The organism is Aeromonas sp. QDB14 (genome assembly GCF_027707845.1).
Lineage (GTDB): Bacteria > Pseudomonadota > Gammaproteobacteria > Enterobacterales > Aeromonadaceae > Aeromonas > Aeromonas caviae.
Genome location: NZ_JAPCJD010000048.1, coordinates 16,190 through 28,178 on the forward strand (window position 1 = coordinate 16,190; position 11,989 = coordinate 28,178).

At 57.2% G+C, this 11,989-nt stretch carries 14 protein-coding genes and 8 tRNA genes; all 22 read left to right on the forward strand.

The features are described 5' to 3' along the window. Positions 1 to 3 precede the first annotated feature (3 nt). The 22 genes from ruvB to PG887_RS15165 all read left to right on the forward strand — a co-directional run bounded on the left by ruvB (position 4) and on the right by PG887_RS15165 (position 11,986). Positions 4 to 1,014, forward strand: coding sequence for a Holliday junction branch migration DNA helicase RuvB (gene ruvB, locus PG887_RS15060; protein ID WP_041214526.1), 1,011 nt, complete (start codon positions 4 to 6; stop codon positions 1,012 to 1,014). A 10-nt stretch (positions 1,015 to 1,024) separates the two neighbouring features. Further along, positions 1,025 to 1,267, forward strand: coding sequence for a hypothetical protein (locus tag PG887_RS15065; protein ID WP_029313687.1), 243 nt, complete (start codon positions 1,025 to 1,027; stop codon positions 1,265 to 1,267). A 686-nt stretch (positions 1,268 to 1,953) separates the two neighbouring features. Beyond that, a complete protein-coding gene (locus PG887_RS15070) occupies positions 1,954 to 3,510 on the forward strand; it encodes a cytochrome ubiquinol oxidase subunit I (protein ID WP_010672869.1) in 1,557 nt (518 codons plus the stop codon). Between the two features lie 12 nt (positions 3,511 to 3,522). Next, a complete protein-coding gene (cydB, locus tag PG887_RS15075) occupies positions 3,523 to 4,659 on the forward strand; it encodes a cytochrome d ubiquinol oxidase subunit II (protein WP_010672870.1) in 1,137 nt (378 codons plus the stop codon). A gap of 14 nt (positions 4,660 to 4,673) precedes the next feature. After that, positions 4,674 to 4,790 carry a cytochrome bd-I oxidase subunit CydX gene (gene cydX, locus PG887_RS15080; RefSeq protein ID WP_005331536.1) on the forward strand — a complete coding sequence of 39 codons (117 nt, stop codon included), beginning with the start codon at positions 4,674 to 4,676 and terminating at the stop codon, positions 4,788 to 4,790. Next, positions 4,777 to 5,088 (forward strand): cyd operon YbgE family protein, encoded by a 312-nt coding sequence (locus PG887_RS15085; protein WP_039039483.1) that lies wholly within the window; start codon positions 4,777 to 4,779, stop codon positions 5,086 to 5,088. The genes cydX and PG887_RS15085 overlap by 14 nt, the downstream gene beginning before the upstream one ends. An 18-nt stretch (positions 5,089 to 5,106) precedes the next feature. Continuing rightward, on the forward strand, positions 5,107 to 5,391 hold the full coding sequence (locus PG887_RS15090; protein WP_270822132.1) for a hypothetical protein: 285 nt from the start codon (positions 5,107 to 5,109) through the stop codon (positions 5,389 to 5,391). Next, positions 5,375 to 5,782, forward strand: coding sequence for a tol-pal system-associated acyl-CoA thioesterase (gene ybgC, locus PG887_RS15095; protein WP_010672872.1), 408 nt, complete (start codon positions 5,375 to 5,377; stop codon positions 5,780 to 5,782). Before PG887_RS15090 ends, ybgC begins: the two co-directional genes overlap by 17 nt. Next, complete coding sequence (gene tolQ / locus PG887_RS15100) at positions 5,772 to 6,458, forward strand: protein TolQ (RefSeq protein ID WP_010672873.1); 687 nt, start codon at positions 5,772 to 5,774, stop codon at positions 6,456 to 6,458. The genes ybgC and tolQ overlap by 11 nt, the downstream gene beginning before the upstream one ends. Continuing rightward, a complete protein-coding gene (tolR, locus tag PG887_RS15105) occupies positions 6,458 to 6,904 on the forward strand; it encodes a protein TolR (RefSeq protein WP_010672874.1) in 447 nt (148 codons plus the stop codon). Before tolQ ends, tolR begins: the two co-directional genes overlap by 1 nt. A gap of 5 nt (positions 6,905 to 6,909) precedes the next feature. Beyond that, complete coding sequence (gene tolA, locus PG887_RS15110; RefSeq protein ID WP_042014603.1) at positions 6,910 to 8,040, forward strand: cell envelope integrity protein TolA; 1,131 nt, start codon at positions 6,910 to 6,912, stop codon at positions 8,038 to 8,040. Positions 8,041 to 8,132: 92 nt separating this feature from the next. Further along, positions 8,133 to 9,458, forward strand: a complete 1,326-nt coding sequence (gene tolB, locus PG887_RS15115) for a Tol-Pal system beta propeller repeat protein TolB (protein ID WP_010672876.1) — start codon at positions 8,133 to 8,135, stop codon at positions 9,456 to 9,458. Between the two features lie 48 nt (positions 9,459 to 9,506). Next, positions 9,507 to 10,031, forward strand: a complete 525-nt coding sequence (pal, locus tag PG887_RS15120; RefSeq protein WP_010672877.1) for a peptidoglycan-associated lipoprotein Pal — start codon at positions 9,507 to 9,509, stop codon at positions 10,029 to 10,031. A gap of 157 nt (positions 10,032 to 10,188) precedes the next feature. Continuing rightward, a complete protein-coding gene (ybgF, locus tag PG887_RS15125; RefSeq protein WP_041211017.1) occupies positions 10,189 to 10,998 on the forward strand; it encodes a tol-pal system protein YbgF in 810 nt (269 codons plus the stop codon). Between the two features lie 174 nt (positions 10,999 to 11,172). Then, a tRNA-Lys gene (locus PG887_RS15130) sits at positions 11,173 to 11,248 on the forward strand. Between the two features lie 32 nt (positions 11,249 to 11,280). Continuing rightward, positions 11,281 to 11,356: transfer RNA gene (locus PG887_RS15135), tRNA-Val, on the forward strand. 48 nt (positions 11,357 to 11,404) lie between these two features. Beyond that, a tRNA-Lys gene (locus tag PG887_RS15140) sits at positions 11,405 to 11,480 on the forward strand. Between the two features lie 19 nt (positions 11,481 to 11,499). Next, positions 11,500 to 11,575, forward strand: a tRNA-Val gene (locus PG887_RS15145). 48 nt (positions 11,576 to 11,623) lie between these two features. Continuing rightward, positions 11,624 to 11,699: transfer RNA gene (locus PG887_RS15150), tRNA-Lys, on the forward strand. Between the two features lie 19 nt (positions 11,700 to 11,718). Continuing rightward, positions 11,719 to 11,794: transfer RNA gene (locus PG887_RS15155), tRNA-Val, on the forward strand. A 21-nt stretch (positions 11,795 to 11,815) separates the two neighbouring features. Further along, a tRNA-Lys gene (locus tag PG887_RS15160) sits at positions 11,816 to 11,891 on the forward strand. Positions 11,892 to 11,910: 19 nt separating this feature from the next. Next, a tRNA-Val gene (locus PG887_RS15165) sits at positions 11,911 to 11,986 on the forward strand. Positions 11,987 to 11,989 lie beyond the last annotated feature (3 nt).

The window sequence follows — 11,989 nt, forward strand, 5'->3', positions numbered from 1 at the left end:
ACAATGATTGAAGCGGATCGCCTCATCTCGGCCGGTGCCGCCCGTGAGGACGAGATCATCGATCGGGCCATCCGGCCCAGAAAGCTGGCCGATTACACCGGACAGGATCACGTCTGCGATCAGATGGAGATCTTCATCGAGGCCGCTCGCCAGCGCGGGGAGGCCCTCGATCATCTGCTGATCTTCGGGCCTCCCGGCCTTGGCAAGACCACGCTGGCCAACATCGTCGCCAACGAGATGGGGGTCAACATCAAGACCACCTCGGGCCCCGTGCTGGAGAAGGCCGGCGATCTGGCGGCACTCCTCACCAACCTGGAACCGAACGATGTGCTCTTCATCGACGAGATCCACCGTCTCAGCCCGGTGGTGGAGGAGGTGCTCTATCCGGCCATGGAGGATTATCAGCTCGACATCATGATAGGGGAGGGGCCCGCCGCCCGCTCCATCAAGCTCGATCTCCCTCCCTTCACCCTGATCGGTGCCACCACCCGGGCCGGCTCCCTCACCAGCCCCCTGCGGGACCGGTTTGGCATCGTGCAGCGCCTCGAGTTTTACAACGTCAAGGACCTGACCGACATCGTCTCTCGCAGCGCCCGCTGCCTCGGGCTCGACATGACGGAAGACGGCGCTCTCGAGGTAGCCCGTCGCTCCCGGGGGACACCGCGGATTGCTAACCGTTTGTTAAGGCGGGTACGGGATTTTGCCCAGGTGAAGTCTGACGGGCGAATTGACGGACCCATTTCGGCCCGTGCCATGGACATGCTGGACGTGGACAATGAAGGCTTCGACTTCATGGATCGCAAGCTATTGTTGGCCGTCATCGACAAGTTTATGGGGGGGCCAGTCGGGCTCGACAACCTGGCCGCCGCCATCGGTGAGGAGAAGGACACCATAGAAGACGTGCTGGAACCTTATCTGATCCAGCAAGGCTATCTGCAACGTACACCCAGAGGGCGGATCGCAACTCAGAGAGCCTACGCACACTTTGGCCTGGAACGACCGGCAGATCAGTAGACGTTGCGATATGAACCAAAAAGCCGCCCTTGAGGCGGCTTTTTGTTTTGCGGGCAAAAAAAAGCCCACGGCACAGGCGGTGGGCAAAGACAATTCAGGATGGATGTTCACAGACAGTGAGCGCGTCTGCAGACCGGTCGGGAAAAAACAGAGGAGCCGTCGCGAGGCTTCAGAGTCGGTTCATTTGATAGAGTTGAACGAAAGAAAGCTTGTAGTAACGGATGGTCTTGGCAACAAACTTTTTCATCATTAATCCCAACAAACAGGTTCGAAATGTTCATCGAATACGTACCGGGAACCCGGAATGACCGGCCTGTATTCAGAGGTATGTCCTCACTGCGAGGCGCATTGTAGGAGCTCTTTCCGGGTGGGACAAACAAGAAAATCTATGGGCTTTTGATTAGATAAACTAATGATTTTGGTGGGGGTGTCAATCCGCATAAACATGTGTTTTTACTGGGTTTAAATTGATTTTTGGATGAGCCTGGCCATTTATTGAAATAATCGAGATGCGAGGGCTTTATTTCCGGGGTTGCGTATTTGTTTAACAGAATTGAAACTATTTCGGTATGTCATAAAATTGATTTAAATCAATTATTTACGGATTGGTGTTTTTTGTGATGAAGCTCCCATAATTAATGGGAAAAGCCCTATAAGTTACCTTGAAAAAACATGTATTGAGGGTGGTTTTACATTGATTTCAATCAAATAAAGGTGATATAAAACAGCGATCATTATAGGCGGGAATAGAACCCTGGTTATTGTTTATTAGATGTTAAACATTAGCTTTTTTTGTTCCTGTATATTGCCTTGTTGTTAATGTAGTGACAGTCGAATCCGGTCAGACCGCGAGGGGTGACCGACCGTTCGGGGACTTCCAATGGAAGCTTTGTCCTTAAAACTTAAAATAGCCGTGCCAATAATCGGTGAGGAAACATCATGATTGCTGAGCATGTGGTAGACCTATCGCGGTTCCAATTTGCTGCGACGGCCCTTTATCACTTCCTGTTTGTACCCCTGACGCTGGGGATGGCCTTCATCCTGGCGATCATGGAGTCTGTCTATGTGATGACCAACAACACAGTGTACCGGGACATGACCAAGTTCTGGGGCAAGTTGTTCGGTATCAACTTTGCCCTCGGGGTTACCACCGGGCTCACCATGGAGTTTCAGTTCGGTACCAACTGGGCTTACTACTCCCACTATGTCGGCGACATCTTCGGGGCCCCGCTGGCCATCGAAGGCTTGATGGCCTTCTTCCTGGAGTCCACCTTCGTCGGTATGTTCTTCTTCGGTTGGGATCGTCTCAGCAAGCGCCAGCACCTGGCGGCTACCTGGCTGATGGCGCTCGGGACCAACCTTTCCGCACTCTGGATCCTGGTCGCCAACGGCTGGATGCAGAACCCGGTGGGTGCCGAGTTCAACTTCGAATCCATGCGCATGGAGATGGTGAGCTTCGCCGACCTGGTGTTCAACCCGGTTGCCCAGGTCAAGTTCGTCCACACCGTGGCGGCAGGCTATACCACGGGCGCCATGTTCGTGCTCGGGATCTCCTCCTATTACCTGCTGAAGAATCGTGATGTGGCGTTCGCTCGTCGCTCCTTCGCCATCGCGGCCGCGTTCGGCATGGCCTCCATCCTCTCCGTGCTGGTGCTGGGTGACGAGTCCGGCTACGAGACCGGGGAAGTGCAGAAGGTGAAACTGGCGGCCATCGAGGCCGAGTGGAACACGGAGCCGGCTCCGGCATCCTTCACCCTGTTCGGGATCCCGAACCAGGAGGAGATGCGCACCGACTACGCCATCAAGATCCCCTATGCCCTCGGCATCATCGCCACCCGTTCCCTGGACGGTCAGGTGACCGGTCTCAAGGATCTCAAGAGCGAGCACGAGCTGCGCGTGCGCAACGGCATGACCGCCTACGACCTGCTGACCAAGCTGCAATCCGGTGACAAGTCCGACGATACCCGCGCCCGCTTCGACGAAGTGAAGCAGGATCTGGGCTATGGTCTGCTGCTCAAGCGTTACACCCCCAACGTGACCGACGCCACCGACGAGCAGATCAAGGCCGCCGTGGATGACTCCATCCCGCAGGTACTGCCGCTGTTCTTCGCCTTCCGCATCATGGTCGCCTGCGGCATCCTGATGCTGGTGCTGATCGGTCTGGCCTTCTATGACAGCACCCGCCACAAGATCGGCGAGCGCAAGTGGCTGCTCAAGGCGCTGCTGTACGGCATTCCGCTGCCCTGGATCGCCATCGAGGCGGGCTGGTTTGTCGCTGAATACGGTCGTCAACCTTGGACCATCGCCGAGATGCTGCCGACTTATGTCTCTGCATCCAACATTCCTGCGTCCGAGATCTGGTTCTCTCTGATCGGGATCTTCCTGTTCTACACCGTACTGCTGATCATCGAGATGTACCTGATGTTCAAGTATGCGCGCCTGGGCCCAAGCAGCCTGAAGACGGGCAAGTACCACTTCGAACAGAGCAAGGCATAAGGAGAGTGACCCATGTTTGATTACGAACTGTTGCGTCTGGTCTGGTGGGTGCTGGTCGGCGTGCTGCTGATCGGGTTTGCCATCACCGACGGTTTCGATATGGGGGTGGGCGCCCTGCTCCCCTTCGTCGGCAAGAAGGATGTGGAGCGTCGCGTGATGCTCAACACCATGGGGCCGCACTGGGAAGGCAACCAGGTCTGGCTGGTGACCGCCGGTGGTGCCCTGTTCGCCGCCTGGCCCATGGTCTATGCGGCGGCCTTCTCCGGCTTCTACATCGCCATGATCCTGACCCTGATGGCGCTGTTCTTCCGTCCGGTCGGCTTCAAATACCGCTCCCTGCAGGAAGACGCCAAGTGGCGCTCCAACTGGGACTGGGCTCTGTTTGCCGGTAGCGCCATTCCCCCTGTCATCTTCGGGGTGGCGTTCGGCAACCTGCTGCAAGGTGTACCGTTCAGCTTCAACCAGTTCCTGATGATGACCTATCACGGCAACTTCTTCGGTCTGCTCAATCCGTTCGGCCTGCTGGCCGGTCTGGTGAGCCTCTTCATGATCATCACCCAGGGTGCAACCTGGCTGATGATGAAGACCGAAGGTGAAGTGCTGGCGCGCTCTCGCACCGCCGCCATGATCTTCTCCCTGCTGACCCTGGTGCTGTTCGCCCTGGCCGGTGTCTGGGTGAGCGGCATGGATGGTTATGTGATTGTGGGCTCCGTCGCCACCGACGCCGTCACCAACCCCCTTCACAAGGAAGTGGTGGTGCAGGCCGGTGCCTGGATGCAGAACTACAACCTCTATCCCTGGATGATTGCCGCACCCGTGCTGGGTCTGGTGATGTGTCTGCTGACCGCCGTGGCGGCCAAGCTGGACAAGGGTTGGGTGGCGTTCCTGTTCTCCTCCCTGGCCATCGCCGGCATCATCCTGACCGCGGGCTTCTCCATGTTCCCGTTCGTGATGCCTTCGAGCCTCGAGCCGTCCCAGAGCCTGACCATGTGGGATTCCACCGCCTCCTTCAACACCCTCAAGGTGATGACGGTAGTCGCAGTCGTCTTCGTGCCGACCGTGCTGGCTTACACCATCTGGACCTACATCAAGATGTTCGGCCGGGTGAGTAACAAGCACATCGAAGACAACCAACAATCGCTCTACTAAGAAGGTGCCCTGATATGTGGTATTTCACCTGGATCCTGGGGCTGCTGCTGGCCTGTGCGTTTGGGATTATCAATGCGCTCTGGCTGGAGCACACCGAGAACCTGGATCGTCAGATTGATGAAGACAAGTGACAGGCTCGCCCGGCTGGCCGCTCCTCTGGAGCGCCAGCCATGGCAAGGTCTGATGCTGCTGGCGGCGGCCCTGCTGGCTGTCGCCATCTTGCAGGCGCCCAACCTGGTCGCGGCCAACACCAGTGAGCACGGCCTCTGGCTTGCGCCCTGGCTGATGTGGGCGGTCTGTTGCGGTGTCATGCATGGACTGGGGTTTCACCCGCGCAGCCTGGTGGGTCGCGTGCTGTTCTTCCCCTGGCTCGCCCTGCCCAGCCTGCTCTGCGGGCTCTGGCTGACCAGCAGCTACTACCTGCCATAAATGATGAAGGAGGTCGGCATGAGCCCACCTCCTTCTTCTTTTTTGACGGGCGTGCCGTCGCCCGGTCAGAGCAACCGAACCTCGCTCGTCACGCCGCTCGCAGCCACTTCTCTTTTCCGCTTTTCTTGCGATGCTGACAGCCCTGTGGTCTTCGGCCTGTCGGCGCCGCAGCACGCCATAAAAAACAGGAAGAGACGGGATTTCCCTGTCTCCCCCTGCTTCTTTCCTATTCAGCCCTGCGCTATGATAGCCCCCCATCTGACTGTCGAATGGATCACAGATTTTTATGGGGGAAGTCTCTGAGTTTCCGGTGCGTGTCTACTACGAAGACACGGATGCCGGAGGCATCGTCTACAACGCCAATTATCTCAAGTTTATGGAACGGGCCCGCACCGAATTCCTGCGCGCAGGCGGCATCGAACAGGATGTCCTGCTGCAGGCAGGGATCGCGTTTGTGGTGAGTCGCACCGAAATCGACTTCCGCGCGGCGGCCCGCTTCAATGAACTGCTGACCGTAATGACGCAAGTAACTGAAGTGAAACGCGCTTCCATGCGTTTTTCACAGCAGATCCTGGCGGCTGATGGACGGCTGATCACTCAGGCCATGGTACAGATCGCCTGTGTCAGTCATCCGCAAATGAAACCTGTTGCAATACCTGAAAAAATCAAGGGAGTGCTGTTAAGTGCACGCTGAAATTTCGTTTATTGGCCTGTTCTGGCAAGCCAGTCTGTTGGTGAAACTGGTCATGATGACCCTGATGGGCATGTCGGTCGTCTCCTGGGCGCTGATCATCCAGCGCTCCAAGGCCATCAAGGCGGCCAACCTCGCCTCGGAGCAGTTTGAAGACAGATTCTGGTCCGGGGTCGACCTCAATCGTCTCTACCAGGAGTCCTCCTCCCGTCGTGACGACATCGAAGGCATGGAAGACATCTTCTACTCCGGCTTCAAGGAGTATGCCCGCCTGCTCAAAGCCGGTGCCCGCGGTCAGGATGCGGTGATGGACGGTACCTATCGTGCCATGCGCGTCTCCCTGTCCCGTGCAGTGGACGATCTCGAGTCCAACCTGCCGGTCTTGGCGACCATCGGCTCCATCAGCCCCTATATCGGTCTGTTCGGTACCGTCTGGGGGATCATGAACGCCTTTATCGCTCTGGGTCAGGTTCAGCAGGCGACCCTGCAGATGGTGGCACCGGGTATCGCGGAGGCGCTGATCGCCACCGCCATGGGTCTGTTTGCCGCCATCCCGGCCGTTATCTTCTACAACCGCTTCACCAACAAGGTCGAACGGCTGGAAAACGCCTACGCCAACTTCATGGACGAGTTCACCACCATTCTGAACCGCCAAATCGCACAGCAGGGTGAGAAGTAATGCAAACCTATCAGCGGCTCAAACGCAAGAAGGTCGCCGAGATCAACGTGGTGCCCTATATCGACGTCATGCTGGTGCTGCTCATCATCTTCATGGCGGTCACGCCCGTGATCACGCAGGGGGTCAAGGTCGACCTGCCCCAGGCGGAGTCCGAGCAGTTGCCGGAAGACTCCAAGCCGCCTTTCATCGTCAGCGTCAATACCGAGGGTGAGTACGTCATCAAGGCCGGCGAGGCGGATGACGAACCCGTACCGAGTGGCACCCCAGAGGCGATGCAGCAGTACATCACCGAGAAGGCCATGGGCTATCTGGCCATCAACCAGAACGCGCCCGTGGTGGTCGCCGGTGACAAGTCCGTGCGCTACGAGGAGGTGATCCTGCTGATGGTGGCCCTCAAGAAAGCCGGTGTGCCTCAGGTTGGTCTGATGACGGATCCGGTGAACTGACGGAGATGGATGTGAAGCGTGGTATTTCCGGTTATCTCGTCGCGTCGCTGCTGCTGCATCTGATCATCGGCATCATCCTGCTGGTCGGTGTCGACTTCAGCAAACCCAAGCGCCCCGAGTCCAAGGGACAGATCGTCAATGCGGTCATGATGGACAGCGAAATGCTGGAGCAGCAGATGCAGCAGGTCCAGCAGCAGAAGCAGGCCCAGCCCAAGGCTGCACAGCAGCAGAAGGACAAGGAAGACGCTGAGCGCGTCAAACGCGAGCTGGCACAGGAGCAGGAGCGTCTGCGTATCGCTGAGACCAAGCGCAAGCAGGCCGAAGAGGCGACCCGCAAGGCCGAAGCCGACAAGCAGAAGAAAGAGGCTGAACAGAAGCAGGCGGAAGAGAAGGCCCAGAAAGCCGAGGAAGCCCGCAAGCTGGAAGAGCAGAAGACCAAGAAGGCCGAAGCCGAACGCAAGGCGGCGGAAGAGGCCAAGGCGCTGGCGCTCAAGAAGAAAAAAGAAGAGCTGGAGAAGAAGCAGGCTGAAGAGAAGGCCAAGGCGGAAGAGGCCAAGGCCAAGAAAGCGGAAGCCGAGAAGAAGGCCAAGGCCGAAGCCGAGAAAAAGGCGAAGGCGGAAGCCGAGAAGAAAGCCAAGGCCGAGGCCGAGAAGAAGGCGAAGGAAGAGGCTGACAAGAAGGCAAAAGCTGACGCAGAGAAGAAGGCGAAGGCCGAGGCCGACAGAAAGGCCAAGATTGAGGCGGAGCGCAAGCGCAAGGCGGCCGAAGAGGCCAAGTTGCAAAAAGAGATGGAAGCCATGATGGAGCAGCAGCTGGCCGCCGAGGCCAATGCGCGCAGTCAGGCAGCATCGGCAGCCGCCAAGGGCGAAGTCGACAAGTATGCCGCCCTCATCAAGGCCACGGTCGAGCGCTACATGATTTTGGATCCCACCATGCGGGGCAAAACATGTACTATCGGTGTCAAGTTGGCCAGTAGCGGCTTCGTCATCTCGGTGGACAACGGTCAGGGTGATCCGGCGGTCTGCCGCTCCGGCAAGGCGGCGGTGCTGAAGGCCAACCAGTTGCCGGTGCCGAAGGATCCGGCGGCATTCGAGATGTTGAAGGAGTTTAACCTCAAGTTAGAGCCGAGCATCTAAGCGTGATAGAACGGGGTCAATGACCGTGGTTGGCAGCATCTGCTGATAAAGGGATTTCACCTCTCATTTTTTTGGAACAGAGTATTTAAGCCATGATAAGAAAAGTGTTTTTTGCTTTGGTTGGCTGCCTTCTGCTAGGCCAGAGCGCTCAGGCGGCCTTGGACATCGTCATCACCGGCGGTATCGACAGTGCGCGCCCCATCGCCATCGCCCCCTTCAAGTGGGAGGGCAATGGCCAGTTGCCGCAGGATATCGCGGAAGTGGTCTCCAACGACCTGATGCGCAGCGGCAAGTTCAAGCCGCTGGCCCGTGGCCAGATGCCGCAGACGCCGAGCACCAGCGGCGAGATCAACTTCGCGCCCTGGGCTTCCCAGGGGGTCGAAGCCGTGGTGGTCGGCTCCATCGCCGCCGTGGGTGATGGCACCTACAAGATCAACTTCGAGCTGGTCGACGTCCTGAAAGGCCAGCTGGCCAAGACCCAGGGCGGTGAAGCGAACGGTTACATCCTGGACAGCCGCATGGCGACCATCCCGGGTGCCCAGATGCGCCAGTTTGCCCACCGCATCTCCGACATCGTCTACGAGCGTCTGACCGGTGAGCGTGGTGCCTTCCTGACTCGTCTGGCCTATGTCTCCGTGCAGCAGGGCACCCAGTTCCCGTATCAGCTGCGGATCTCCGACTACGACGGCTACAACGAGAAGACTCTGTTGCGCTCCCGTGAACCCCTGATGTCCCCGGCCTGGTCGCCGGATGGCAGCAAGCTGGCTTACGTGAGCTTCGAGAACCAGAAGTCCGAGATCTATGTGCAGGACATCTACACCCAGCAGCGCAGTCTGATCACCAGCTTCCGTGGCATCAACGGTGCGCCGGAGTGGTCTCCAGATGGTCGTCGTTTGGCTATTGTTTTGTCCAAAGATGGGCAGCCTGACATCTATGTCGTTGATGTTGCTAGCAAGCAACTCACTCGAGTCACAAATAACCGAACCATCGACACCGAACCCTCCTGGATGCCGGACGGTCAAACTTTGCTGTTCACCTCTGAACGTGGTGGCAAACCCCAGATTTATAGCGTAAATTTGGCGACTGGCATGACTCGCCGGATGACCTGGGAAGGGGATTCCAACCAGGGGGCATCCATCACACCGGACGGCAAGTCCATGGTGATGGTGACCCGGGTTCAGGGACAATATCGCATCGCTCGCCAGGATATGGAAAATGGAGCCATGCTGGTACTGACCCAGAGTGCTCTGGATGAATCGCCAAGTGTGGCTCCCAATGGCAGCATGATCATTTATGCCACCATCTATCAGGGTCGTAAGAGTCTTGCATTGGTGTCGACCGACGGTCGCTTCAAGGCAGTGCTTCCGACCAGTAGCGGTGAAATTCGTGCACCAGCTTGGTCGCCCTTCTTGAATTGATAAAAATCGATTGTTTTTTGTTTTGTTATAAAGGTTTAAGGAAATAGCATGCAACTCAATAAACTGCTCAAGGGTCTGGCCATCGCACTGCCACTGTTCACCCTGGCTGCCTGTAGCTCCTCTTCCGACTCCGACGCCGCTGGCGCCGAGTCCGGCATGACCGACGGCATGGGCGGTGTACAAACCGGCGGCGCCAACGGCATGTTGTCCCCGGAAGAGCAGATGCGTCAGAAGTTCGAAGCGCTGCAACGCGATAACGTGATCTACTTCCCGTACGATGGTTACGACATTCAGGGTCAGTACGCCGACCTGCTGGATGCCCACGCCAGCTACCTGCGTGAACGTCCGAGCGTCAAGGTATTGATCGAAGGCCACGCCGACGAGCGCGGTACGCCGGAATACAACATCGCGCTGGGTGAGCGCCGTGCCAAGGCTGTTGCCAAGTATCTGCAAACTCTGGGTGTGCAGGCCGAGCAGCTCTCCATCGTCAGCTATGGCGAAGAGAAGCCGCTGGATCTGTCCCACACCGAGGAAGCCTTTGCCAAGAACCGCCGTGCAGTCCTGGTTTACTAAGGTTTGAGTCGAACGAAGTTCGTTTATATGCAAGCGGCCATTTCGATGGCCGTTTTATTTGCACTAAACGTCAAGGTTTGATCCGAATGAAATCTGTATCAGCGAGCGACTATGCGCTGGCCGTTTTATTTGCACTAAACGCTAAGGTTTGATCCGAATGAAATCTGTGTACAAGCAAGCTGGTGTTGCGCTGGCCGTGTTGGTTGCTTTGAATGCGCAAGCGGCAGCACCCGTGAGCGATCTGAGCGGGGATTCTGGCAGCAGCGGCGTAGTGCTGAGCGGCAACAATGGTGCCATCGTACCGACCGGCAGCCTGGAAGACCGGGTTGCTCTGCTGGAGCGTACCCTCAACGCCCGTCTGCGTCTGCAGGCCGAACTGCAGCAACAGGTCGACTCCCTGCAAGGGGAGGTCTCCGAGCTGCGTGGTCAGCTGGAACAGCAGACCTACCAGATGGAGCAGTCCCAGGAGCGCCAGCGCCAACTCTACCAAGAGCTCGACAAGGTGGCCAACAGCCAGCCTGCCGCCGCGCCCGCAACACCTGCTGCAGGTGCTGCAACGCCTCCTGCCGCGGCTGCCAACTACTCCACCAACCAGGATGAGAACCAGGCCTACGACGCAGCCGTGAACATGGTGCTCAAGGAGAAGAACTACGACAAGGCCATTCCTGCCTTCGAAGGGTTCATCAAGCAGTTCCCGAACTCCAGCTATGTTCCCAATGCCCACTACTGGCTCGGCCAGCTGATGTTCAACAAGGGCGACAGGGCGGGGGCCGCGAGCCAGTTTTCCACGGTGGCGAACAAATACAGCAAGTCACCCAAGCGGGCCGATGCCCTGCTGAAACTCGGCATGCTCGCCCAGCTTGACGGCAAGAAAGCAGAGGCCAAGGCCTTCTATGAGCAGGTGATCAAGGGTTACCCCAACACCTCGCCGGCCCAGCTGGCCAAACAGAGTCTGGCCAAGCTGTGACATTGCTGCATGTCACTGTTTTCGTAACACTCTTGTAAATACCGCCGTGCTTTGTATGCGCAGTGAACAATCAGATTTAATTTAAGATTTTTCTATTGCGCCAGGATGATAAATCCGTAATATAGGCCGCCGTCAGAGCCGGAGCAGTAATGCAGTCGGCACTGGTCGTGGTGAGGGTCGTTAGCTCAGTCGGTAGAGCAGTTGACTTTTAATCAATTGGTCGCTGGTTCGAATCCAGCACGACCCACCATTTCTTCACAGCAGGTGAAGACAATATTCCCAGGTCGTTTAGCTCAGCTGGGAGAGCACCTCCCTTACAAGGAGGGGGTCACTGGTTCGAGCCCAGTAACGACCACCATGTTGTAACACTGGCCGCCACATGCGGTTCGTGAAAGGTTCAGGATGTGGGTCGTTAGCTCAGTCGGTAGAGCAGTTGACTCTTAATCAATTGGTCGTAGGTTCGAACCCTACACGACCCACCACTCTGAACATTGAATCCCAGGTCGTTTAGCTCAGCTGGGAGAGCACCTCCCTTACAAGGAGGGGGTCACTGGTTCGAGCCCAGTAACGACCACCATGTTGTAACGCTGGCCGCCACATGCGGTTGGTGAAAGGTTCAGGATGTGGGTCGTTAGCTCAGTCGGTAGAGCAGTTGACTCTTAATCAATTGGTCGTAGGTTCGAACCCTACACGACCCACCACTCTGAATATTGAATCCCAGGTCGTTTAGCTCAGCTGGGAGAGCACCTCCCTTACAAGGAGGGGGTCACTGGTTCGAGCCCAGTAACGACCACCATGCTTTAAAAATGATTTCGATGGGTCGTTAGCTCAGTCGGTAGAGCAGTTGACTTTTAATCAATTGGTCGCTGGTTCGAATCCAGCACGACCCACCATCATTTCAGTCATATCCCAGGTCGTTTAGCTCAGCTGGGAGAGCACCTCCCTTACAAGGAGGGGGTCACTGGTTCGAGCCCAGTAACGACCACCATGC